Origin of the sequence: Neptunitalea chrysea, assembly GCF_027924145.1 — a bacterium.
Classification (GTDB): Bacteria; Bacteroidota; Bacteroidia; order Flavobacteriales; family Flavobacteriaceae; genus Neptunitalea; species Neptunitalea chrysea.
The window spans coordinates 184,243-207,714 of the sequence record NZ_BRVP01000003.1 but is presented as its reverse complement, the minus strand read 5'-3'; the positions used below and the strand labels follow the sequence as shown (position 1 = coordinate 207,714).

The 23,472-nt window shown below is 32.0% G+C and carries 22 protein-coding genes; 3 read left to right on the top strand and 19 right to left on the bottom strand.

Features of this window, described 5'->3' with window-relative positions; genetic code table 11:
• Positions 1-12 precede the first annotated feature (12 nt).
• From secG to groL, 3 genes are all read left to right on the top strand, one after another.
• Positions 13-357, top strand: coding sequence for a preprotein translocase subunit SecG (secG, locus tag NBRC110019_RS03040; protein ID WP_281752231.1), 345 nt, complete (start codon positions 13-15; stop codon positions 355-357).
• 143 nt (positions 358-500) lie between these two features.
• Positions 501-779, top strand: coding sequence for a co-chaperone GroES (locus tag NBRC110019_RS03035; RefSeq protein ID WP_281752228.1), 279 nt, complete (start codon positions 501-503; stop codon positions 777-779).
• A 23-nt stretch (positions 780-802) separates the two neighbouring features.
• Positions 803-2,431: a chaperonin GroEL gene (groL, locus tag NBRC110019_RS03030; protein ID WP_281752226.1), complete on the top strand. Its 1,629-nt coding sequence runs from the start codon at positions 803-805 to the stop codon at positions 2,429-2,431.
• An 81-nt stretch (positions 2,432-2,512) separates the two neighbouring features.
• Here the strand turns inward: groL and NBRC110019_RS03025 are convergent, their stop codons facing one another.
• The 19 genes from NBRC110019_RS03025 to rfbA all read right to left on the bottom strand — a co-directional run bounded on the left by NBRC110019_RS03025 (position 2,513) and on the right by rfbA (position 23,442).
• Positions 2,513-3,250, bottom strand: a complete 738-nt coding sequence (locus tag NBRC110019_RS03025) for a tyrosine-protein phosphatase (RefSeq protein ID WP_281752224.1) — start codon at positions 3,248-3,250, stop codon at positions 2,513-2,515.
• 64 nt (positions 3,251-3,314) lie between these two features.
• On the bottom strand, positions 3,315-4,250 hold the full coding sequence (locus tag NBRC110019_RS03020; RefSeq protein WP_281752222.1) for a UDP-glucuronic acid decarboxylase family protein: 936 nt from the start codon (positions 4,248-4,250) through the stop codon (positions 3,315-3,317).
• 117 nt (positions 4,251-4,367) lie between these two features.
• Complete coding sequence (locus NBRC110019_RS03015; protein WP_281752220.1) at positions 4,368-6,788, bottom strand: GumC family protein; 2,421 nt, start codon at positions 6,786-6,788, stop codon at positions 4,368-4,370.
• Positions 6,789-6,796: 8 nt separating this feature from the next.
• On the bottom strand, positions 6,797-7,561 hold the full coding sequence (locus tag NBRC110019_RS03010) for a polysaccharide biosynthesis/export family protein (RefSeq protein ID WP_281752218.1): 765 nt from the start codon (positions 7,559-7,561) through the stop codon (positions 6,797-6,799).
• 71 nt (positions 7,562-7,632) lie between these two features.
• Positions 7,633-8,811 (bottom strand): glycosyltransferase family 4 protein, encoded by a 1,179-nt coding sequence (locus NBRC110019_RS03005; RefSeq protein ID WP_281752216.1) that lies wholly within the window; start codon positions 8,809-8,811, stop codon positions 7,633-7,635.
• Between the two features lie 10 nt (positions 8,812-8,821).
• Complete coding sequence (locus NBRC110019_RS03000; protein WP_281752214.1) at positions 8,822-10,180, bottom strand: nucleotide sugar dehydrogenase; 1,359 nt, start codon at positions 10,178-10,180, stop codon at positions 8,822-8,824.
• 24 nt (positions 10,181-10,204) lie between these two features.
• Positions 10,205-11,293 carry a glycosyltransferase family 4 protein gene (locus tag NBRC110019_RS02995; RefSeq protein WP_281752212.1) on the bottom strand — a complete coding sequence of 363 codons (1,089 nt, stop codon included), beginning with the start codon at positions 11,291-11,293 and terminating at the stop codon, positions 10,205-10,207.
• Positions 11,294-11,301: 8 nt separating this feature from the next.
• The gene (locus tag NBRC110019_RS02990) at positions 11,302-12,252 is read right to left on the bottom strand and encodes a sulfotransferase family protein (RefSeq protein WP_281752210.1); all 951 of its coding nucleotides are present in this window, start codon (positions 12,250-12,252) and stop codon (positions 11,302-11,304) included.
• A gap of 22 nt (positions 12,253-12,274) precedes the next feature.
• A complete protein-coding gene (locus NBRC110019_RS02985; RefSeq protein WP_281752207.1) occupies positions 12,275-12,757 on the bottom strand; it encodes an LbetaH domain-containing protein in 483 nt (160 codons plus the stop codon).
• A gap of 6 nt (positions 12,758-12,763) precedes the next feature.
• Positions 12,764-13,870: a glycosyltransferase family 4 protein gene (locus NBRC110019_RS02980; RefSeq protein WP_281752205.1), complete on the bottom strand. Its 1,107-nt coding sequence runs from the start codon at positions 13,868-13,870 to the stop codon at positions 12,764-12,766.
• A gap of 12 nt (positions 13,871-13,882) precedes the next feature.
• A complete protein-coding gene (locus NBRC110019_RS02975) occupies positions 13,883-14,980 on the bottom strand; it encodes a glycosyltransferase WbsX family protein (RefSeq protein ID WP_281752203.1) in 1,098 nt (365 codons plus the stop codon).
• 12 nt (positions 14,981-14,992) lie between these two features.
• A complete protein-coding gene (locus NBRC110019_RS02970; RefSeq protein ID WP_281752200.1) occupies positions 14,993-16,027 on the bottom strand; it encodes an O-antigen ligase family protein in 1,035 nt (344 codons plus the stop codon).
• A 281-nt stretch (positions 16,028-16,308) separates the two neighbouring features.
• Complete coding sequence (locus NBRC110019_RS02965; RefSeq protein ID WP_281752197.1) at positions 16,309-17,475, bottom strand: polysaccharide pyruvyl transferase family protein; 1,167 nt, start codon at positions 17,473-17,475, stop codon at positions 16,309-16,311.
• Between the two features lie 50 nt (positions 17,476-17,525).
• Positions 17,526-18,740, bottom strand: coding sequence for a Coenzyme F420 hydrogenase/dehydrogenase, beta subunit C-terminal domain (locus NBRC110019_RS02960; protein ID WP_281752194.1), 1,215 nt, complete (start codon positions 18,738-18,740; stop codon positions 17,526-17,528).
• Position 18,741: 1 nt separating this feature from the next.
• Entirely contained in the window at positions 18,742-20,094 is a 1,353-nt protein-coding gene (locus tag NBRC110019_RS02955; protein WP_281752192.1) for a flippase, read from the bottom strand.
• A 15-nt stretch (positions 20,095-20,109) separates the two neighbouring features.
• Positions 20,110-21,117, bottom strand: a complete 1,008-nt coding sequence (gene rfbB, locus NBRC110019_RS02950) for a dTDP-glucose 4,6-dehydratase (RefSeq protein WP_281752190.1) — start codon at positions 21,115-21,117, stop codon at positions 20,110-20,112.
• 12 nt (positions 21,118-21,129) lie between these two features.
• Positions 21,130-21,993 (bottom strand): dTDP-4-dehydrorhamnose reductase, encoded by an 864-nt coding sequence (rfbD, locus tag NBRC110019_RS02945; protein ID WP_281752187.1) that lies wholly within the window; start codon positions 21,991-21,993, stop codon positions 21,130-21,132.
• Positions 21,986-22,558, bottom strand: coding sequence for a dTDP-4-dehydrorhamnose 3,5-epimerase (gene rfbC / locus NBRC110019_RS02940; protein ID WP_281752185.1), 573 nt, complete (start codon positions 22,556-22,558; stop codon positions 21,986-21,988). Before rfbC ends, rfbD begins: the two co-directional genes overlap by 8 nt.
• Positions 22,555-23,442, bottom strand: a complete 888-nt coding sequence (gene rfbA / locus NBRC110019_RS02935) for a glucose-1-phosphate thymidylyltransferase RfbA (RefSeq protein WP_281752183.1) — start codon at positions 23,440-23,442, stop codon at positions 22,555-22,557. The genes rfbC and rfbA overlap by 4 nt, the downstream gene beginning before the upstream one ends.
• Positions 23,443-23,472 lie beyond the last annotated feature (30 nt).

Below are 23,472 nucleotides of genomic sequence, written 5' to 3'. Positions count from 1 at the left end.
ATTCATTTAACAATGAGTGCATACGCGATATATTTAGCAGGTATAATTATAGTTAGCTTTTTGCTAATTTTAGTTGTAATGGTACAAAACCCAAAAGGAGGAGGATTATCCTCTACATTTGGAGGAGGAGCAAACCAAATTGGTGGTGTTAAAAAAACAGGAGATTTTCTTGAGAAAAGTACTTGGGTTTTATCCGCAATAATGGTAGCTTTAATATTATTAGCAAACTCTACAATTAGCGGAACATCAACTGACGCTAAAGTATTACAGGGTTCTGAACAGATTGAAGGTAATTTAGCACCTGATAATCCAGCTACCCCAACAACTCCTACTAATGATACTGACACAGCAGAGTAATATACTCCATAAAATATTTTAGAAAATGCCAGCTTTATGACAAGCTGGCATTTTTTTTTGCTCCTTGACAGAAAACCAACCATTGGCATAATTTCTGCCTCATAGAGAGCAGTAGAAACAAAAAATTAAATAAAATCATAAAAATGGCTAACGTACATATTAAACCGCTTGCAGATAGAGTTTTGGTAGAACCAGCTGCTGCAGAAACAACAACCGCTTCAGGTATTATTATCCCTGACACTGCAAAGGAAAAACCTCAAAAAGGTACCGTAGTAGCAGTAGGCTCTGGTAAAGTAGACGAACCTATGACTGTTAAAGTTGGTGACACGGTTTTATACGGGAAGTATGCTGGTACCGAATTAAAGCTTGAAGGTACCGATTATCTTATCATGCGAGAAAGTGACATTTTAGCAATTATTTAATTAATTAAAAGAAAAATTTAAAAATGGCAAAAGACATTAAATTTGATATCGAAGCAAGAGACGGCCTTAAACGTGGTGTAGATGCTTTAGCAAATGCAGTGAAAGTTACTTTAGGACCTAAAGGACGTAATGTTATTATTGGAAAATCTTTTGGCGCCCCTCAAGTAACTAAAGATGGGGTTTCTGTTGCTAAAGAAATTGAGTTAGAAGATGCTCTTGAAAACATGGGAGCGCAAATGGTTAAAGAAGTAGCTTCTAAAACCAATGATCTTGCTGGTGATGGTACCACTACGGCTACTGTTTTAGCTCAGGCTATTGTTAAAGAAGGTTTGAAAAACGTGGCTGCAGGTGCTAACCCAATGGATCTTAAAAGAGGAATTGATAAAGCCGTAGAAGCTATTGTTAGCGACTTACAAAAGCAAGCTGAAGAAGTTGGAGATAGCTCTGAAAAAATAAAACAAGTAGCTGCAATATCTGCTAATAACGACGAAACTATTGGTAAATTAATTGCAACTGCTTTTGGTAAAGTAGGTAAAGAAGGAGTTATTACTGTTGAAGAAGCTAAAGGAACAGACACTTATGTAGATGTTGTTGAAGGTATGCAATTTGATAGAGGATACCTTTCTCCGTACTTTGTAACTGATACGGACAAGATGATTGCTGAGCTCGAAAATCCTTATATTTTATTATTTGACAAAAAAATATCTAATCTACAGGAAATTCTTCCAATTTTAGAACCAGTTGCGCAGTCTGGAAGACCTCTATTAATCATTGCAGAAGATGTAGACGGGCAAGCATTAGCTACCCTTGTAGTAAACAAACTTAGAGGTGGTTTAAAAATTGCTGCTGTTAAAGCTCCAGGATTTGGAGACAGAAGAAAAGCTATGTTAGAAGACATCGCTATTCTTACAGGAGGTACTGTTATTGCAGAAGAAAGAGGCTTCTCATTAGAGAATGCATCTTTAGATATGCTTGGCACTGCTGAAACAGTTACTATAGACAAAGATAACACTACGATTGTTAATGGTAGCGGTGATGCCGAGAATATCAAAGCACGCGTAAACCAAATTAAATCTCAGATAGAAACCACAACTTCTGAGTATGATAAAGAAAAACTTCAAGAGCGTTTAGCAAAATTAGCCGGTGGTGTAGCAGTACTTTACGTAGGTGCTCCATCTGAAGTTGAAATGAAAGAGAAAAAAGATCGTGTAGACGATGCTTTACACGCAACAAGAGCTGCTGTAGAAGAAGGCATTGTTGCCGGTGGTGGTGTTGCTCTAGTTAGAGCTAAAGCTGTATTAGAAACTGTAGCAGGCGCTAATGCCGACGAAACAACAGGTATTCAAATTGTAAACAAGGCTATTGAGTCTCCATTAAGAACCATTGTTGAAAATGCAGGTGGAGAAGGCTCCGTTGTTATTTCAAAAGTACTTGAAGGCACAAAAGACTTTGGATACGATGCAAAATCAAGTGAATATGTAAGCATGCTTGCAGCAGGTATTATAGACCCTAAAAAAGTAACTCGCGTTGCTTTAGAAAATGCAGCATCAGTTTCAGGTATGATTTTAACTACCGAATGTTCTTTAACAGACATTAAAGAAGACACACCAGCAGCACCTCCTATGGGTGGTGGCATGCCAGGTATGATGTAATCTAATAGATTATTATAATACAAAAAAGTGCTTATCAATGATAAGCACTTTTTTTGTATCCATTTTTATTTATATCTTTTATTAACTACCAAAAAAACTGTTTCGCTCCATAGCTTCCTGAAGTGGTTTAATAGATTTAATTACAACTTTAGAGCCAAAAGATTTCACATGTCTTATATGGTGAATATCTGAACCTGTATAATCAATCATATCAGACTCCAAAAGATAATCAGCAATTTCAGACACTCCTTTTCCATAATACCCAACACTAGACAGTAAATTCAACTGAAACATACATCCAGCCGCCTTTAACTCATCGTACATTCCTTTATCTCTATGATAGTACAAATACCTCTCAGGATGCGCTAAAACAGGCTGATACCCTCCCATCTGTACAGCAAAAATAATATCCTTTAACCCAATAGGCGGATTTAAATACGAAAGCTCTACAAGTAAATAATTATCCTTAAGAGTTAATAAATTCCCTTTATCTAAAATTTTAGTCAGAAAAACATTGTCTAAAAAATATTCTGAAGCTACACGTAATTCATACTTTGAACAAAGTGCTCCTTTTACAGAGTTCAATTCGGTAAAGGCGTTTTCAATATCACCCCTACTATTATCCCAAACCCCAGGTAAAGTATGTGGTGTAGTAATCACTTTAGAAAAACCAATATTCCCCATTTCATTTAACAGTACCTCAGACGTTTCTACATCCTTAGAACCATCGTCTATACCAGGTAACACATGAGAGTGAATATCTACATAACCAGACGATACCAATTCCTTTAAAATCGGCTTCTTTTTAAAAAACAACATATATTTATACTTAAAAAAATAAGTTCAAGCCCATAAAAGAACCAAAGTCATGTACAGTAGATTTCTATCCCTCAGACAATATATCTTCAAAATACGAGATGGTCTTAACCAATCCATCTTTAAGCTTAACCTTGGGCTCCCAATTTAGTTTTTCCTTAGCCAAAGTAATATCTGGCTTACGCTGTTTTGGATCATCCTGAGGTAAAGGCAAGAAAGTTAATTTTGATGACGAGCCTATTAAATCTATCACTTCTTGAGCCAATTCCAACATGGTAAACTCACCCGGATTACCAAGATTTACAGGGCCAATAAAACCATCATTATTCATCATAGCCATGGTTCCGTCTAGCAAATCGTCTACGTACTGAAAAGATCTGGTCTGTGTACCTTCTCCAAAAATAGTTATAGGTTCGTTTCGTAATGCCTGAATAATAAAATTAGATACCACTCTACCATCATTAACACTCATTTTAGGCCCATAAGTATTAAAAATTCTAATGATTCTAACATCCACATTATTTTGCTCATAGTAATTCATAAACAAAGTTTCTGCACAACGTTTACCCTCGTCATAGCAAGATCTAGAACCTATAGGATTAACATTTCCCCAATACGTTTCAACCTGTGGATTAATTAAAGGATCTCCATACACCTCACTCGTACTTGCCTGCAAAATTCTTGCCCCAACACGCTTGGCCAACCCTAACATATTAATAGCTCCAATAACGGAGGTCTTAACCGTTTTAATCGCATTATGTTGATAATGTATTGGACTAGCAGGACATGCCAGATTGTAAATTTGATCTACCTCCGCATAATACGGCGTAGTAACATCATGTCTAATCAACTCAAAATACGGATGATCTAACAAATGTACTACATTACGTTTAGACCCCGTAAAATAATTATCTAGACACAAAACCTCATGCCCCTGATTCAAAAGTCTTTCACATAAGTGCGATCCAATAAAACCAACTCCTCCGGTAACTAATACTCTCATTTTTAAAATTGTTATAGTTAAGTAATAAGCGACAAACAAACATAAATTATCAAAACCTAAGTTTCGATAATTTATGCCATAGAACTTAAATATACTAATTTTTATTAGAATTTAATTTTATCTTTTACCAAAGATTTTTTTATACCAAGGCTTTTTAGATTTACCAGCATCGCTACCATAGCCATAGCCATAGCCGTAATTGTAACTATAACTATAATTATAACTATATCCGTAACCATATCTATATGAATGCTTCTCTCCTACATTATTAACAATATAGGCTAAATTTTGTAGTTTCCCTTTAGCATTGAGATCTTTAGAGAAACTTAGTAAGTTTTTGTCTGTATGACCAGCTCTTACTAAATATACCGTTTCATCAGCATAACGAGACACAATTAACGTATCTGTAACCAATAATGTTGGAGCCAAGTCAAAAATGATATAATCATACTTAGATTTTGCCACATTTACAAATTCATTAAATCGTTCGCCAGTAAGTAATTGAGGTGCATTAGGAGGAACTACTCCACTAAAACAAACATCTAAATAATCGCTTATTCCCAATTGTTTAGACAAACAATCCTCTAACTTCATACTATCATCATGTAAAAATGCACTAAGTCCTTTATTTAAGTCTTTATTTACTTTAAAGTACTTATGAAGTTGAGGATTCCTTAAATCGGCACCTACCAATAAAACTTTCTTATTAACACTCGCAAAGGCTAATGCCGTATTTATAGCCACAAATGTCTTTCCTTCTCCTTTTATAGTAGAAGTAACAAAAACAACTTTACCAACATCATCTTTCTTTTTAAGACCCAACATATAATCTACGTTAGTAGAAAGTATTCTAAATGACTCTGCTAATACAGAACGGTCATCCACTGTATTAAACATTTTATCTCCTTCTACAAACGGAATTTCAGCAAGTACAGGAATCTCAGGGTTAAGCTTTTCAACATCCGTTCTATCATGTATTTTGGTATCTAAAAAGAAAATAACGTAAATTATAACAAATGGAATTGCCATGCCAACAATCAGTGCCAACATAACAATAATTATTTTCTTAGGTGCTACCGGAACATCATTTGTTATAGCATAATCAACAACCTTAATAGATGGTGCAGTTACAGCATAATTAATAGCTGCTTCTTCTCGCTTCTGTAATAACAGAAGATACAAGGATTCTTTTAAAGTCTGCTGTCTTTCAATCTCCCTTAACATACGTTCCTTCTCTGGAAACAACCCATATATACCACTTACCTTATTCTCAAGAGCTCTTAACTGTTTTTGATTATTCTCTAATTGCTCTTGATATACTTTTACACTAGACAAAATGTTACGATGACCATTTTCTATTTGAGAATCCAAAACTTTAATTGCCGAATTGTTCTCTCCAGCACCAGTAGTTAAAAGTTCATTTCTCTTTAACACAGCCTTGTTATATTCATCTACTAAACCATTAATAGCACCGCTTTCTATACCTATATTAGAAGGAAGTAGGTTATCTTTAGATTCCTTAGTTAATTCCTCCTTTAAAAATCCAACCAACGAAATCTGAGTTTCAATATTAAAAACTTCTCCCTCGGTGAACTCTTTTTTAGACAAGGTCGCACTAGCATCAGCTTGAATATTAGCCAATCCATTATCCTTCTTAAACTTTTCCTTTTTTAATTCGATTGAATCTAAATCCTTAGTTAGAAAAGAAAATCTCTCATCAATAAATTTTACAGTTCTTTCACTTACCAATTGTCTATCGGCAATACCATCCTGATTGAATTTATCAATTATAGTATTTAAAACAACCTCTGTTATTTTAGGTCTTAAACCTTCTAAAGAAAGAAAAAGTATTTCACTTTCAGTACTTGTTGGCTCAACTACCAATCTTTTTTGCAATGACATTACTGCCGACTTCTTAGACGCTATTCTAACTTCATATTCAACTCCAAGATACTCTTTCAAATTCTCAATAGCATCCACTAATTTAATATTAAAAGGCAGTTTATTGGCGCTACTATCCGTTAATGGCAACTTAGTTACGTCCCCATCAGGATCCACAATATTATAATATGTTTCTTTTAAGGTTATTAAATACACCAATGTTTCACTGATTTCCTCTTCAGGTATATCTTTTCCCACCACAAATGGCACACCTTTTACTTCATTTTCCATGAAACTTGACTCCCATGTACAGTCAACATCCAAGCCTAAGGTATCTACCACCTGCCCTAACAACCTATACGATGTTAATACAGCAATCTCATTATCTAGATTAATTTTAGTTCCTCCACTTAACAAAGACTCAAAGTCAAGTGTCATTCCTAATTCCTGAGACTCATCAATTATCTCAATCTTCGCAGTAGTTTGATAAATTTTGTTAGCCGATTTAATATAGAAAAACGCAACAACTAAACTCAAAAAACCGCAAAGTGCAAACCAAGACCAATATTGTAAATATTTCAAAAAAAGTTCTACCAGATCAACCCCATTATTATCATCCTCGAACCTTTGCTTACTATTTTTATCCAAATTTCCCATATCCTTAATTACTTAGTTATCAATACTATAGCACTCAAAATAACAGATGCCGCAGTAAGCAATGTGCTTGCATTACCAATAACACCCGAACTTTTTACTTTGGCATTGTTAGGACCTACATAAATAACATCGTTTTGTTTCATAAAAAAATAAGGTGAATCAAACCAATCAGTTTTGGTTAAATCTATATGTACTATAGTTCTTTCACCTCCTTCTTCTCTAATCAACATTACATCATCTCTATTTCCGTTAATCGTTAAATCTCCAGCATATCCTAGAGCTTGTAACAAAGTAATCTGTTGCTCTGCATAGGTATAGGTTCCCGGAGCTTTTACTTCCCCCATTACCGATACTTTAGAGTTTATAATTCTTATATTCACATCTGGATTATCTAAACGTCCTTGTTCTTTCAAAATTCCAGCAATATAATCCTTCGCTTCAGGTATGGTTTTACCAAGCACATCTACAGAACCAATGACAGGCAAAAAAATAGTTCCTTCATTGCTAACTAAATATCCTTGAAGTTTTAAAACTTCAATATTGTTATTAACAGATCCTGAACTTAAGTTCAGATTATATGGCGCAGCAACCTCAGGATTCTCCGCTCCAATTTTAACACTTAGAATATCATTAACCTGAATTTTAATTTGAGGAATTTCAACATCTTTTGGCACGTTAACTTTTGCGTTCTGAAAGTAAAGCACATCCTTTTTAGAAGCACAAGAGCCTAAAAAAAGGGAAATTAAGATTAAACCGTAAGATAATTTTTTCATGCGTTTTTATTATTGAAAACAAATATAAATATTTAATTCTTATATAAGCTATAGTAATTAGCTTTGTATTTTTATTGCAAAATCTTTGTGTAAAAATCTATTAATTTTCCCGATTCATGCTCCCATGAAAGTTCATTAACTACACGATTATAGCCGTATTCTCCCATTTCAACACGTACTTCATCGTTATCTAGAAGATACTCTATCTTACTTGCAAAATCTGTAATATCTGTTGCATATAAAGAAGCCTTTTGCGCAGAAAACTTACCCTCTTTTAAATCAAACTGAACAATAGGCTTTTTTAAGGCCATATACTCCATAATCTTATTCATTGTTGAAAGATTGTTCATCTCGGTAGGTTTATCTGGATTAACACACACGTCTGCAGTGTTTAGTATATCAACTAACAATTGATCTGATACTCTACCATGAAAATCAACATAATCTGCTAATCCCATATCTGCAGAAAGTTTTTTAAGAATATCCAAATCAGATCCTCCTCCAACAATTGCCACCTGAACATCGTCTCTTTTAGCTACAATTTGTTTGATACTCTCCAACAATAAGTCGATGCCTTCTTGCTCTCCTATAACCCCTAAATAACCTATTAAGTACTTTCTTCCTTTCTTAAATTCATTTTTAGGCTCCTGTAATTTCAGGCGATCTAACTTTGGTCCGCTCCTTACAATTTGTACTTTATCAGGGCTCATTCCTCCCCTTCTAACTGCAATTTCTTTATAGGACTCATTGGTAGAAATTGAAGCTACTGCATGTTTAAACGTTTGCTTTTCAAAATACAACATTAACTTATAAAAAAAGTCTTTCTTATCATATTTAGCAATGTATAATTCTGGATTTATGTCGTGATGATCAAACACATATTTAACCCCTTTACTCTTAAATCTTTTTGCTGTAAGATATATAAGATCTGGTGGGTTACAGCCATGAATTACATGAAAAGGTTTCCTCTTATATATTTTTTTAGCCAGTTTAATTTCCCAATAAATAGCACTTCCGTATTCTACAAGATACCCCAAAGCGCCTCTAGCTTCTAATGGTAATGGATGTCGGTAAATGTCGATCCCATCGAGAATTTCAAAAGGCTCTGTATATCCTTTCATCTGCGGACAAATAATAGAAACTTCTGCTCCATGAGCTTTAAGTGTTGTTGCCTCTTGCCAAACCCTTCTATCAAAAGGAACTGGTAAATTTTCTACTATTATTAATATATGTTTTCCCTCTAAACTCATTATACGAATTTTATATTACAGTATCTTCACCTGAAATGTAGGCTCCGGTATCCAAATTAGTCCCCCAGTTTATTCCTGTGTAATTTTTCTTACCTAAAAACTCATCGCCTAATCTCACGAAATCGATAATAATTTTACCTTCAATACCCTTAAGTTTTTCTACAAACTCTTTTTCTTTGGTATTTACAATTAACACATCTGAGTTTGAAATAACTTCATCCAAATTTGCGGTTAAAAGTTTTGATAAATGAGGTATTCTTGCGTCTACATAATCCTTATTAGTACCAGTCAACATAGTTGTATTCACATTTCTATCGTAAATAGTAACATCTGCTCCTTTTCCCAATAATGACTCTATAACTCTTACAGCAGGGCTATTTCTTAAATCGTCTGTACCTTCCTTGAAACTAAGTCCTAAAAAACCAAGCTTCTTGTTCCAATACTTGTAAATCATTTTGGTTGCTCTAGCTATTTGATTTTCATTTGTTTTATCAATACTATCAATTACCGGGGCATCCACATATAAATCATGAGCCAAGGTTTGCAAACCTTTCAAATCTTTAGGTAAACAAGACCCTCCATAAGCAAAGCCTGGTTTAAAATAATACGGAGAAATATTCAACTGTTTATCTTTACAGAAAATATTCATTACTTCATGAGAATCTATTCCCATTTCACTACAAACATTACCAACTTCATTTGCAAAAGAAATTTTTAGAGCATGATAAGTATTATTAACATACTTCATGATTTCGGCAACCTTAAGATCTGAAATAATAATTTCTCCAGGAAGATCTTTGTACAACAAAGAGAGTTTTTCTGCCGCTTCTTTATTATCAGAACCAATTAATGTTAAAGGTGGATTGTAATAATCTTTAACAGCCGTACCCTCTCTCAAAAACTCAGGGTTATCTACTACTGCAAATGCTTCATTACGCTTTTTACCAGAGCTCTTCTCAATTATATCTGCAATCTTATCACAAGTTCCAGGCATCACAGTAGAACGTAATGCTATAACATGAAAACTATCCTTTTCTTTAATTGCTCTACCAATATTCTCTGCAACAGTAAAGATATACTTTAGATTCAAATGTCCTTTTTCAGAACTTGGTGTACCTACTGCTATAATACTAACTTCCGATTCTAGAACCGCTTTTAAAGCATCTGTAGTCGCCGAAACTCTGCCTGCTTCGTGTTCCTCTTTTATAATAGTATCTATCTCTGCTTCAATTATGGTGGGTTTACCACTATTTATTAAATCAATTTTATTTTGATTTACATCAACCCCTATTACATTATGTCCGTTTTTAGCAAGGCAGCCAAGACTAACACACCCTACATAACCAAGTCCGAAAATACTTATGTTCATAATTATTGTTTTATTTTATATAATCTATTCGAGTAACTTTAGATATATTTTATTCAATTTAGGAATTACACTCTCTGAGTAATAAGGTTTAACTAAATCTAATGATTTTAACCCATAACTTCTCAATAAAATTGGACTCTCAACAAATGAATTAAGTGAAGTCTGTATTCCATTAAAATCTCCTGGTTCAATTAAACATCCATTTATATTGTTATGAATTATTTCAGAAATCCCACCTACATTTGTTGAAATTATAGGCATGCCATAACTCATTGCCTCTAGAATAGATAAAGGCAACCCCTCATTATAAGAAGGTAAAATATATACATCTGTTGTCTCAAGCAAGTTTCTTTTTTCTTCTCCTGACACCCATCCTTTAAATATAACTATTTCTTCTAATGAGTTATCTAATATAGTTTTTCTTAACTTATCTACTTCCCCATTACCACCAACAATTAATTTTATTTTACCCTTATAATAATCTTTATTCAAACTAATTACTTCAAGCAAATCAAATATTCCTTTTCTATCTCCTATTGCCCCCAAAAATAAAAAACTAATTGGACAACTATTATTGTATTGTTTAGCCTCTATATCTGTTTGTTGATCAACAATATTTTCTAGTACTATTGTAGACTTAGGGTTGAAATTAGAGTTATAGAATTTATCCCATGACAATGACAGACAAATAATTAAATCCACACTATTAAAAAAATCTGTACAGACCTTTTTTACTAGGTAATTGCCCTTATGATAGAAGTTCTCCATTTCTGAAGCATGACTATGAAATATTACTTTTTTTCTAAAAATACGTTTACTAATATTGAAAACAATGTACTTTCTAAAAACACTACCTTTAGCAGCGCCATGTATATGTACAATCTTTACTTCTCTATTTAATAATAAAAAGAAAAAAGTGTTAAACAATGATTTTATATAGTTAAATAATATCTTAATCTTACTAGAAGTTATACCATAAGTACATATAAAATTAAAACTTTCAAAATATTTAGAATACGTATCTATAACACCTCCTATACCTCCTCTATGATTCTTATACTGAAGACCAATAGTTAGAACTTTTGAAGTAATACTTTTATTAATTTGTATCATTTTCAACTTTATTTAGAAAAAATCATTAGTTTTAATTGTCTTTTTAAACCTAGATACCCTTTTCGTTTATAGGCATAAATTAATAAACTCAATGAATCCAAACCCTTATAATATATAAACTTTATATTACTAAGTTTCTTTTGTTTCTTACCTAATTCAATTTTATATCCTAAATCCTTCAGGTTTTGATAACATAATTCTTCTATTATTCTTAGCTTATTAGAACTTAATTCTCGTTTCCACTTCCCAAAATTATCCTTCTTAATTTTCCCTTCATTTTTAGCATCTCCAACAGGTTCAATTTGACCATTAAAAACAAATAAATTAGGTTCATAACTTATTTTTAAAAAAGATAGAATCCTTTCCGTCTCTTTTTCAGAATTAGAAAGCAAATTCTCATAAGTAACTAGTATATTATCTTCCTTTAATCCTAAATCCTTATTAACTAGATTTAACCAATCATTCCATCTTTGTGCTGATCTAAAAATATTTTTCCCCCATGCTTTATTCACTGACAACACATAATCTCGTGGATCTCTAACAATATGGATTATTCTCACCTCTTTAAATTGATTTCTAATAAAATCTATAGGATACAAATAAGAAGGCGTTTTATCTCCAAACATCGATTTACCATAATGAAATGCACAAATTTCAAAAAACTTCATCATTACATGACTATAACTCCACTCAGAACAACTGCTATACCATTTATCAAAATCTATGATTTTTTCTGAGTGCTCCTCCTTCAAATAGGAATAAAAGGGTGTTTCGAGAATATACTGAACCAATTCGTCAAAATTATTCCTATCTGATAAATCTTTGAACTGATCCCAAGACAAATAAAGCTTGTAAAGAAACATTGTTTCTGCTTCAGGTATATAAATCTGACTATGATTATTTAATATTTGTCTTAATAATTTAGTTCCTGATCTTGGAGCTCCTATTATAAAAATCATTATTTACTTTTATTTAATTAATTTATAAAGATTTTATTACTCTAGCAGGATTACCTACCACTACACTGTTATCAGGTATATCTTTAACTACAACAGAGCCTGCCCCTATAACAACATTATTACCTATGTTAATATCTCCAATAATAATTACATTAGCTCCTAATTCAACATTATTTCCAATAACTGGACAGTTAGAACCACTTTTAGTGTTACCTATTGTTACACTTTGTCTTAAGATAAAATTCTCACCAATTTTAGTTCTCTTATTAATAACTATAGATTGATGATGATATACTTTAAACCCTTTCTTTATAACTGTATTGTATGGCACCTCAAAACCAAGAATCCAATCAAAACAAAACTTATAAAAAATACGATATGGAGTTAAAATTATCTTATAAAATTTACTTTTACAACTCAAATTAGCCAATCGAAAACCAAAAGCTATAATTTTCCCTTTTGTATTATTTTTGTTAAATTCGAAATCTTGCGTTAAAAAGGACATATATATTTATTTTATCAAATTTCGATTTATTTTATCATATTCTGACAGAAATTGAGCTATCATATTAGAGTATGAAAACTTATTCTTAACTATTTCTAATGACCTATCTCCCATATCCTTATTTAATTTTTCATTATCAAGTATACTCATCAGCTTTGAACATAAATCCACGTGGTCATTAATATTAGTAAGGTATCCAGATATCCCGTCTTCTATTAACTCTACATTTCCACCATCATTGGTACCAATAACAGGCTTACCAAGAGCCATAAATTCAAGCAAAGCATTAGAAATGCCTTCGCCATGTTTTGTACTATTTGAACACAATACACCTATACTTGCAATATTCATAATAGACTCTATGTCATTTTGAAAATTTAAGAAATGATAGAAATCTAAATTTTCAGAACGAATCATATTCTTATACTCAGAATAATCTCCATCTCCCGCAGTTATTACAGATATTTTATATCCTTTCTGAAGAAGTAATTCAGTTGCTTTTAAAAACGTTGGATAATCTTTTCTATCGTTATACACTCCAACCATCATTAATACAAAATCAGACTTAATTTGATACTTGGTTCTAATATTAACTTTATCCTTTAAATCAGAAATTCGGTTGAAATCAAATCCGTTATATATAACCTTACTCTTATTCTCAGAAGCACCATAAGCTCTAAGCCCAGCAAATGTGTTCGATAAAATCAAAGTTGATTTTTTAAAACTATATCTCCTAATCATATTTCGTACAAAGCCTTTCTTAGGAGATGTATCCGCAATAATACTACTAAAAAAAACTATCTTTCTATTTGTAATAAATAGCGGTGTTAAATATATCATACATAATTCACCCCAAAAATGAATTACATCAGGCTTAATCTCTTTTATATAACCTAAAACCAGCTTCTGTATTTTTAATTCATACCCTTTACTTCTTTTAAGTGTCTTCAATTCACAATTTGTCTCAAAAATATCTTTATAAAACACATCATCATCAAGTGCTAACAGACTAATTTCATAATCTTTAGACTTATCTAAGCCTTTTATAAGTTCAATCATGCGGCGTTCTTTACCTCCACCCTTTAAACTATCTGATAAAAAAAGTATTTTCATAGATCACTAACTCTATTTAACACATGATTTTAAAGCATCTAGATAACCATGCCCAAACTTTAGATCAGGTTCCATATAATTTCCTTCTGCCCATTCATTCCAAGATTTAAGAAATAATATTTTATTTTCTTCAGGCTTATCTTTAATTATTTCAAGCCCTTCTTCCAAATGTTTTTTAAATAACTCTGGAGTACTCCCATGATAAATAACAGCTCGCCTTCCAGATCTAGCAGATCTATCCCATTGAGGAATTACTGTAGGATAAACATTATCTTTTTTATCAAATTCTGTAAAATAATGTTTCATCACCTTTTCATAATCATATTTATCTAATGTTACCCCTCCAAATTTCTTACGCAACTTATGCTCTACAAGTTTTTGGTATTTACCTTTGGCTTTTGCTTCTGCGTGCCATAAAGCTCTAGAGTTAACAGCATCAAAACCCCAATCATAATATTCCTGAATATCATTCATCCAACCTCCATGCATGGCTACAAAATGAATTCCTTTCAATCCATTTTTTAAAGCTAACTCTCTCCATAAATCAATAAATTCTTTTGGATCAGGTATATCTTTAGCCGCATAGATTAAAAACAAAGGCTTATCATCTACAGTTATATATCGCTTATCTTTAAACGCCGGTAATACTGTATTAAAATGATTAATATAATCTTCCTTACCAGGATACAGTTGTTCAACAATATTTTGATCTTTCTGCCATTGTGTTTCGCTATTCCAAGAATGTGTAGACCACGAATGATTAGCCCAACCTAAACAAAAAGGAAAATCTGGCTTCCCTGAAGCCAAAACCTCATTAAATGGTTTTTCTAACAAGCGCTTACCATTACCAAACCAATAATGCCAATACATAAAACCTTCAACACCTGCTTCCTTAGCCATTTCTGCTTGTGCCTCTCTAGCTTCGGGCATTCTCAAATCATAATACCCTAAATCTGCCGGTACACGAGGCTGGTAATGCCCTTTAAATAAAGGTTTAGCTTTACCAACATTAGTCCACTCTGTAAATCCTTTTCCCCAAAACTTATCATTTTCAGGAATGGGATGAAATTGAGGAAGATAAAATGCTATTACCCTAGCTTTTGTACTCATAGTTTACTTTTTTTATATCTTACTAATATTTTTAATATTTTGCATGTATATAAGTGAATAGAAAATTAAAAAATACTTTAAATATCCGTATTCACCGGTTATAGTTGAATATCCAATATAACTAGCCATAAATGCATATAAAACACTTTTATGAGAAGCCAAACGAATCTTTCTATTAACAAGTTTTAAATACTTAAAAATCATAACGCCCCACAAAACTAAACCGATAAATCCACTATTACACAGCACCATTATAATTAAACTTTCAAAAGCAAGCATTGTGGGGTGCGTGCCAAAATTTAGCCTATAATAACTAGTCCACGCAAAACCGTTACCAAATAAAAAATTATTTTGGATTTCATCAATGCATCCTTCAAACTGGACTGTTCTCATATCAAGTGATGATCCTTTTACATTTGAAGATTCTGGATCTACAATAGATTTTGTAAAATCTTCCATACCTGGTATCTGCGATAATATAATTAATACTAAAACTAACCCAAATAATCCTGCAAACATCACATTAAATTTTCGTTCTTTTAATAAGAACATGACTAATCCAAATCCCAAACCAACAATTGCTGATCTAACCCCGATTATCACTATACAAATAAAATTTACAAGTATAAAAAAGATCAAAAGCTTATTTTTGAACAACTTATTAAAGTTAACTTTGGTCATTAAAAATAGTAAAGAAAACGATAAGAATAACCCATTGGTCATAGGATGATCAAAAACACCACTAATACGACCAAAAACTCTTCCTCCTCCTTCTGCCATAAAGTACTCTTGGTCAAATTCTCGTCCACTCATTGAAAAAATTGCCATAATGTACGGATTAAACCCTCTCATTTTCGTCAAAAAAAATGAATATCCAATAGCCACGGCAATTGCTATTATAAGGACCCTAGTAAATAAACGTAATGCCTTAGGATCTTTATCTAAAACATTTATAGCAGCAAAAGGCAATAACAAAATTGTCATAAACTGTGACCTCCAAATATTAAACTGGAAGCCATAAGGAACCTTGTCATGAAATGGAATCATAAAAAGTTGAACAACATACAAGAGAATAAATGGATAAAGCGGCTTTATTATGATACTCTTAATGTTATATTTGAAAAATACTGAAACAAAAACGATTAATGAAAATAAGTTTTGTCCAAAAGAAAAAAAGCTTATGTAAGGCACAAGTATAACGTAGAGTAGAAACATCGCAATACCCCATCGTATTTTCACAAAACACAACAAAGCTGTGATTGATAAATAAACTGAAAATATACTCCCTAACATAAACTAAAATTTCTTCTTTAAAATAAAGTTATCTTTTACTTCTTTATATGCCCAACCAACTTTTTAGCTTGGATATCTTTAATTTTTTCTATCACAGAAGGAATATCTTCTTTTTTCAAATCTACAACAGAAATATAACTATCCTCTAATCCATATCTTTTAAAATTATGCTCATACTTATAACTATAACCTAAACCAAATACTGGAGTCTTTGTATAAATAGAAGCAAAACATGAATGCATACGAGACCCTATAAAAAAAGAAGTCTTAGAAATTATATATTTAATCTCAGGTGACTTTAAATCTTTATCTATTAAAATCACGTTCTCCTTATTAACTAGCTCATTATAAAAATCTCTTGAAGCCTGTAAATCATCTGCATTAACTTCAGGTGAGTAATAATTAAATGAATGAGCTACCAAATACACGGGAGTAGAAATACTTTGATAATATTTAACTATTTCATGTAGAAATAATTTATAGTTTTCAAATCTACCAGCTAAATTTTCGAATGCATTGTAATAACACAAACCGCTAATATTAATTCCGACAGCATTTGGCTCTACATTAATATCCCAAGGCATTGCATGCATATAATATGATAAATCATCACATATTTCATACTTTACTCCAATCTTATTAAGATCTTCTACAAAAGCAGTATCTCTAACATACACTTGTTTTGCTTCGGAAAGTAATTTAGCGGCATACTCATAATTATATTTTTTATTAAATGGCCCCAAGGTTTGAGGGAGAAAAATATAATTTTTATTATACTTCTTAGCCTCTAAAATCCATCTAACATGATATCTCATTGTTTTATCTGAATATATATCTGCAAACCCATCTCCACCGCAAATGGCAGCAGTAAACAACATTCTTTTAACGGCTTTAGAAAATGGAGTAAAACCAATAATTATACCTAAATATCTATAAATAAAATTTGTAAACTTAATATCATAAAGCCAATATTTTCTATATAAGATATTAAAGACATCTCCATTTAACTCTATGGTCTCTTTTCTAATTCTATTTTTCCATTGCTTTAGCGGATTTTTATAAACATCTGGAGTAATTATCTGAACATCCTCTCCAATACCATGTTTTTCCTTTAAAAAGGAAAGTGACCCATACCCTAATGCTTGGGTACCTCTGTTATTCGTTATCAAGGATAGTCCTGAAATAAAAATAGTTTTCTTCATTATGGTTTTGTATTAAAACTTGCACTAACAAGTATTTCGATAAAAATATATTAAGCTTTCTTGATCCTTTTAAAAGTTCCAATAAAATTCTTCAGCTGAGCCATAGGCCCTTTAGTAAAAGTTGCCGTAAGATAAAACTCTTTGTTTGTTTTTAAAATATGACGTGTTTTTAAAAACAAAGCTACCCTTCTAACAAGGTGATACTGTTTCTTATACATTTGACCTGGCTGCATTTTATCAATCAACCTGATATCTTTAATTTCATTTAACTTTAAAAGATAATCATCACTAATGGCATCTTGAAGTAACTCTTCTCCTTTAAGCGTTCTACTTATGATAAGACTCTTTCCTGGGGAATTTTTAAATGTTGGAAATCCTTTATTATCAAAATTATCCCATCCATCTGCACAAACAATATCGGAAAAATGACCAATACCATCTGGACATACTTTACATCTGAACTGTACTCTTGGACCTAGTAAACGCATCCAAGTTAATGCATACGTCAACTTATATTTCCTGTCTTTTTTATCTATTACTCTAAAAAACCCAGGCCATCCCTCTTTTCTATAATCTACCTTTTTAACCTCATTAGGATCTACAGCTAGTGCTTCTACTGTATCCTTAGTAGCCTTGATACTAGGTACGCCTGCACAAAAGAAGGAAATCATGTATTTAACTTTCTCTTTAACTACGGGGTTAATTTCTGAATACTGTCTAAGTGCAGCTACATCACATGGTTTACCAACGAAAGCATAAGAATTGAAATCTAAATTTTCTACTATTTCATTTATATTTTTTAGTGGTGCCGATGGAGAATATCGTGAATTAGCATTACTAACAACTTGCTCTTTTGTTGTACTTAGCTTAACAATATTCATAAAAGGGTCTTCAGAACTTGCTCCTACATGTATTACTGCATCTACAATTTTTTTCTCTAAAAGGTACACTAATATAGTTGAGATCCCTCCTCCTGATGAAGCTTCACTCCTAATTTTTTCATCTGAAGAGGCTCCTATATATGAAGAATAAATTTCTCCCCATATACCATCATAATTTGGCGTAGGTAAAATTTCTTTCTTCACTGTAGTTCCCGGACAAAACTTTAAAAATGCTTCTGTCTCTTCTGTAGTTAAATTTTGAGTCAAGTTTGGTCTAAAAAAGCCTTCTTCGTTCATTTCTACTTTTAACTTGTCAGAACCAAAAGCACTTTCACATAAACCACAACCTGCACACATGTTGTTTTGTAAAACTTTCTCAAGCATTTTATTTTAACTTTTTAAGGGTTTGAAACATTAAATTTTTAATTCTAAAAAAACCAGAAAAAATAGAATTAGATTGAACAAAAAATATTTCTCTATAGGGTTTAATAATTAAATGCGATAGGAATCCTGTCAAAAATAAAGTTATTATTGAAATAGCAGCAGAACCTAATATTCCATAAATTGGAATTAAAAAAAGATTCATTAGTACACTGAAAGCACATCCAATTAAATTACGAAAAACAGCAAGTTTTTGAATTCTCTGAATAATAATTATCTGCCCTGAGCTTGAAAACATAGCTGAAAAAACGGCTTTCCATGACATTATTTGTAAAACAGGTATTGCATCTGCATAAGCACTTCCATACAACATTAGAATTACTGGTTTTGCTAACAAAGAAAGTATTAAGCTAAAAACAAAAGTTGACCAGAAAATTATATCCAAAAAACTCTGACGCTTTTTCTCATACTCCTCCTGACTCCTCTCTCTTGCCCTTACTAACAAAGGTGAAATGGTCTGAGAAATAACCATAGGAATGAACATTAGAAACTCTGCTAGTTTTGCTCCCACAGCATATTGTCCTACTGATGACTCGTCAATCATGTTTTTAATCATAACTTGATCAATCTTTTGATATATGATTATGGCTGCTCCTGAAAACAATAAAGGAAACGACTCCTTAATTTGATAAAAAGCTAATTTTTTATCAAATGACCATTCATGAAAACTCCCTTTTTTCTTCTTGTAAGATATAATATACCCCAAACAAATTATAAAAAAGTCAAACGTAAGTGCTATAATAAAATACTTTAAAGGAGCATGAAGCAGTAATAATATCACCTTAATCACACCTCCAAAAACAGTTCTAGCTATCTCTGACTTAACAACATATTCATTTAATACAATAGAAGTGAAATAATTTCTAATTATATTTAATGTTTGGAATATAAGTGATAACGCATATATTATTATCATCCAAAAAGTAAAACTATCAGTCTCAAATATACTGGCAGTTATTACCACCAATAAAAAAGTAGTTGTTGCAAAAAAAAGCCTTAAGACTATTGCTGTACCTAAAATCTTTTCAACAGAAAATTCTTTCCTTGATAATTCTCTAATTTCTATATTATCAAAACCAAACGTAGCCAATACATTAAATAATGTCACAAAACTGACTACATAATTCATAATACCATATTGATCGGGTCCAAGATACCTTGCTATAAAAATACCAACTAAAAGACCACTAACAATATTGACAACTTTACCTAAAACAGCCCAATAAATATTTTTTACAACTTTCTTCTTATTAGTTGAAAGTGATAGTTTAGAGTATATATTATTAATTAATTTCATTAATAAAGAATAAACTTAATATTTATTTAAATACCATTGGATCGTTTTCTTAATACCACTTTCAAAATTTTCGGCAGCTTTCCATCCAAGTTCTGTTTCTAATTTTGTAGCATCAATAGCATATCTACGATCATGCCCTGCACGATCTTCAACATAAGTTATCTGATCTTTATACGATCCCTCTACCTTTGGTTTCATTTCATCCAACAACTCACATATAGTCCTTGCTATATAATTGTTATTACGCTCATTTCTTCCTCCTACATTATAAACCTCACCAAAACGTCCTGTATGATACACTAAATCAATTCCTGTACAATGGTCTAAAACATATAACCAATCTCTTATATTTTTTCCATCTCCATAAATAGGAATTTCTTCTCCATTAAGTGCCTTACGTATTACTGTTGGTATTAACTTTTCATCGTGCTGTTTTGGACCATAATTATTTGAACAGTTAGTAATAACTGTATTCATACCATATGTATGATGATAACTTCTTACCAACATATCTGAAGATGCTTTACTAGCACTGTAAGGTGAATTAGGGGCATATGGTGTTGTCTCCATAAAAAGTCCTGTTTCTCCTAAAGTTCCATAAACTTCATCTGTTGATATATGGTGGAATCTGCAATCCGAATATCCTTCTTTATAAACATTTGGTTTTTCCATCCAATGTTTAAACGCTACATCTAACAAAACAAAAGTTCCGTTTACATTTGTTTCTACAAAAACACCTGGATTTTTGATTGAGTTATCAACATGTGATTCTGCAGCAAAATGTATAACACCTTTAAAATCAAACTCATTAAATAATTTTTCCACTAGTGCTCGGTCACGAATATCTCCTTTTACAAAATGGTAGCGACTATTATCTTCTACCTCTGTAAGATTAGCTAAATCTCCTGCATAGGTCAATAAATCTAAATTTACAATTGTATAATCAGAATATTTCTCTATAAAATAAGGCACAAAATTTGAACCTATAAATCCGGCACATCCAGTTACTAGTATTGCTTTCAAAATAATATATTATTAATGAGTTAAAATTGATAAACAAGATTTTAATGAATTTCTCCAATGCGGAATACTTATATTAAAATCATTCTTGATCTCCGTTTTATTCATAACAGAATAATGAGGTCTCTTGGCAGGAGTAGGATACTGTTCAGTTGGAATTGGATGAACCTCACAATCTAAATTTTCTATTTCCATAATAGCATCTGCAAAATCATACCAACTACAAACTCCTTCATTTGTATACTGATACACCATAACTTCCTCGTTAGTTAACAAAGGATATATTTTTAACATCGCTTCAGCTAAATCTCTCGCATATGTTGGACTCCCTACCTGATCACTTATCACATTTAGCGAATCTTTTTCTGCCCCAAGACGCAACATTGTTTTAACAAAATTATTACCAAAAGATGAATACACCCATGATGTTCTAATAATCACCGAATTCTTAGGACTTACTTCTTTAATAGCTTCTTCACCTCTTAATTTAGTAGATCCATATTCATTAACAGGTGATACTTTATCATTACTCCCGTATGGCTTAAATCCCTCTCCGTTAAAAACATAATCTGTAGAAACATGTAACAACTTCGCATTGTACATTTTGGCAGCCTCTGCCAAAATTTTAACAGCTATATGATTTACAGCATCAGCATTTTCTTTTTCGGTTTCTGCTTTATCTACAGCTGTATACGCTGCGCAATTAAGAACAACATCTATAGCATTGTCTTTAAAAAAATTAAATACGGCATCTCTATCAGTAATATCTAATTCATTTCTATCTGTGAAATAAAAAGTATCTGACAACTCTTTACTTAACACCCGTATTTCAGAACCCAATTGCCCGGCTCCTCCAGTTACTAAAATAGTATTACTCATAAAGTGATTGGTTATAATCAAATAAATCTGCGTTCTCTAATAGAGGTTGTTTTGTATCTTTATCTGAAAGTTGAAAAATATCTTTTTCTAGCATCCAGTCAATACCTAAAGTAGGGTCATTAAATAAAAGCCCCCTGTCATTCTCTGGGCTATAATAGTTATCTACTTTGTAAGCAAAAATGGCCGTATCACTTAAAACTACAAAACCATGAGCAAAACCTCTAGGCACCAATAATTGTCTCTTATTTTCTGCAGACAACTCAACAGCTACATGCTTACCAAATGTTGGAGAACCTTTACGTATATCTACAGCTACATCTAAAACAGCCCCTTGCATTGCTCTAACTAATTTAGTTTGCGCAAATGGCGCTAACTGATAATGTAATCCTCTAAGCACCCCTTTTGATGACATCGATTCATTATCTTGACAAAATTTGATTTTAAATCCTAAAAAATCAAAAAGTAAATCTTCCCTAAAGGTTTCTGAAAAATATCCTCTGTGATCCCCAAAGACTTTAGGTTCACAAATAACTACATCAGGAATTGATGTTCTTGTAAATTTCATATTTTTTTGGTTCTGTTTGCTTTATTTATCAGGTATTTTCCGTATTCATTCTTTTTAAGTGGCTCTGCAAGTTTTAATAGCTCTTCTTTACTAATGTAGCCATTATCAAATGCTATTTCTTCTAAACATGCCACTTTCAATCCTTGTCTTTTTTCTATTGTATGAATGTAATTAGAAGCTTCCATCATAGATTCATGCGTGCCAGTATCTAACCACGCATATCCTCTTCCCATTAATTCAACTTTTACATTTGATTGATCTAAATAAACCTGATTTACAGAAGTAATTTCAAGCTCTCCTCTATCACTAGGTTTAATTAACTTGGCTACTTCGATAACAGAATTTGGATAAAAATAAAGTCCTACAACAGCATAATTACTTTTAGGCTCTTTTGGCTTTTCTTCTAACGTTAACACGTTACCTTCATCATCAAACTCGGCAACCCCATATCTTTCCGGATCGTTAACATAATAACCAAAAATAGTTGCTTTCCCTTCTTCTTCAACATTTCTAACAGAGTTATTTAATAATTCTGTTAAGCCATGCCCATAAAAAATGTTATCTCCCAAGACTAAGCATACATCATCATCACCAATAAATTCTTCTCCAATAATAAAGGCCTGTGCTAAACCATCAGGACTAGGTTGTTCAGCATATGAAATTTCCAAACCTATATCAGAACCGTCGCCTAATAATTTCTTAAAATTAGGTAAATCATGAGGAGTAGAAATCACTAAAATCTCTTTAATACCAGACAGCATTAATACCGATATCGGGTAATAAACCATTGGCTTATCATATATCGCTAATAGTTGTTTAGATGTACCTTTTGTTATAGGATAAAGTCGAGTTCCAGAACCTCCGGCTAATACAATACCTTTCATTTGATTTCAATTAATTAGTTAGCTGTTTAT

What these genes read in the sequence shown, in the direction of transcription:
- NBRC110019_RS03010 (WP_281752218.1), bottom strand. Translation starts at nt 7,561, where the DNA reads ATGAAAAAATTATCTTACGGTTTAATCTTAATTTCCCTTTTTTTAGGC.
- NBRC110019_RS02975 (WP_281752203.1), bottom strand. Translation starts at nt 14,980, where the DNA reads ATGAGTACAAAAGCTAGGGTAATAGCATTTTATCTTCCTCAATTTCAT.
- NBRC110019_RS03035 (WP_281752228.1), top strand. Translation starts at nt 501, where the DNA reads ATGGCTAACGTACATATTAAACCGCTTGCAGATAGAGTTTTGGTAGAA.
- NBRC110019_RS03020 (WP_281752222.1), bottom strand. Translation starts at nt 4,250, where the DNA reads ATGAGAGTATTAGTTACCGGAGGAGTTGGTTTTATTGGATCGCACTTA.
- groL (WP_281752226.1), top strand. Translation starts at nt 803, where the DNA reads ATGGCAAAAGACATTAAATTTGATATCGAAGCAAGAGACGGCCTTAAA.
- NBRC110019_RS02955 (WP_281752192.1), bottom strand. Translation starts at nt 20,094, where the DNA reads ATGAAATTAATTAATAATATATACTCTAAACTATCACTTTCAACTAAT.
- rfbA (WP_281752183.1), bottom strand. Translation starts at nt 23,442, where the DNA reads ATGAAAGGTATTGTATTAGCCGGAGGTTCTGGAACTCGACTTTATCCT.
- NBRC110019_RS02985 (WP_281752207.1), bottom strand. Translation starts at nt 12,757, where the DNA reads ATGTCCTTTTTAACGCAAGATTTCGAATTTAACAAAAATAATACAAAA.
- NBRC110019_RS02990 (WP_281752210.1), bottom strand. Translation starts at nt 12,252, where the DNA reads ATGATTTTTATAATAGGAGCTCCAAGATCAGGAACTAAATTATTAAGA.
- NBRC110019_RS02995 (WP_281752212.1), bottom strand. Translation starts at nt 11,293, where the DNA reads ATGATACAAATTAATAAAAGTATTACTTCAAAAGTTCTAACTATTGGT.
- secG (WP_281752231.1), top strand. Translation starts at nt 13, where the DNA reads ATGAGTGCATACGCGATATATTTAGCAGGTATAATTATAGTTAGCTTT.
- NBRC110019_RS02960 (WP_281752194.1), bottom strand. Translation starts at nt 18,740, where the DNA reads ATGCTTGAGAAAGTTTTACAAAACAACATGTGTGCAGGTTGTGGTTTA.
- NBRC110019_RS03005 (WP_281752216.1), bottom strand. Translation starts at nt 8,811, where the DNA reads ATGAGTTTAGAGGGAAAACATATATTAATAATAGTAGAAAATTTACCA.
- NBRC110019_RS03025 (WP_281752224.1), bottom strand. Translation starts at nt 3,250, where the DNA reads ATGTTGTTTTTTAAAAAGAAGCCGATTTTAAAGGAATTGGTATCGTCT.
- NBRC110019_RS03000 (WP_281752214.1), bottom strand. Translation starts at nt 10,180, where the DNA reads ATGAACATAAGTATTTTCGGACTTGGTTATGTAGGGTGTGTTAGTCTT.
- NBRC110019_RS02965 (WP_281752197.1), bottom strand. Translation starts at nt 17,475, where the DNA reads ATGAAGAAAACTATTTTTATTTCAGGACTATCCTTGATAACGAATAAC.
- rfbD (WP_281752187.1), bottom strand. Translation starts at nt 21,993, where the DNA reads ATGAGTAATACTATTTTAGTAACTGGAGGAGCCGGGCAATTGGGTTCT.
- NBRC110019_RS02980 (WP_281752205.1), bottom strand. Translation starts at nt 13,870, where the DNA reads ATGAAAATACTTTTTTTATCAGATAGTTTAAAGGGTGGAGGTAAAGAA.
- NBRC110019_RS02970 (WP_281752200.1), bottom strand. Translation starts at nt 16,027, where the DNA reads ATGATTCCATTTCATGACAAGGTTCCTTATGGCTTCCAGTTTAATATT.
- rfbC (WP_281752185.1), bottom strand. Translation starts at nt 22,558, where the DNA reads ATGAAATTTACAAGAACATCAATTCCTGATGTAGTTATTTGTGAACCT.
- NBRC110019_RS03015 (WP_281752220.1), bottom strand. Translation starts at nt 6,788, where the DNA reads ATGGGAAATTTGGATAAAAATAGTAAGCAAAGGTTCGAGGATGATAAT.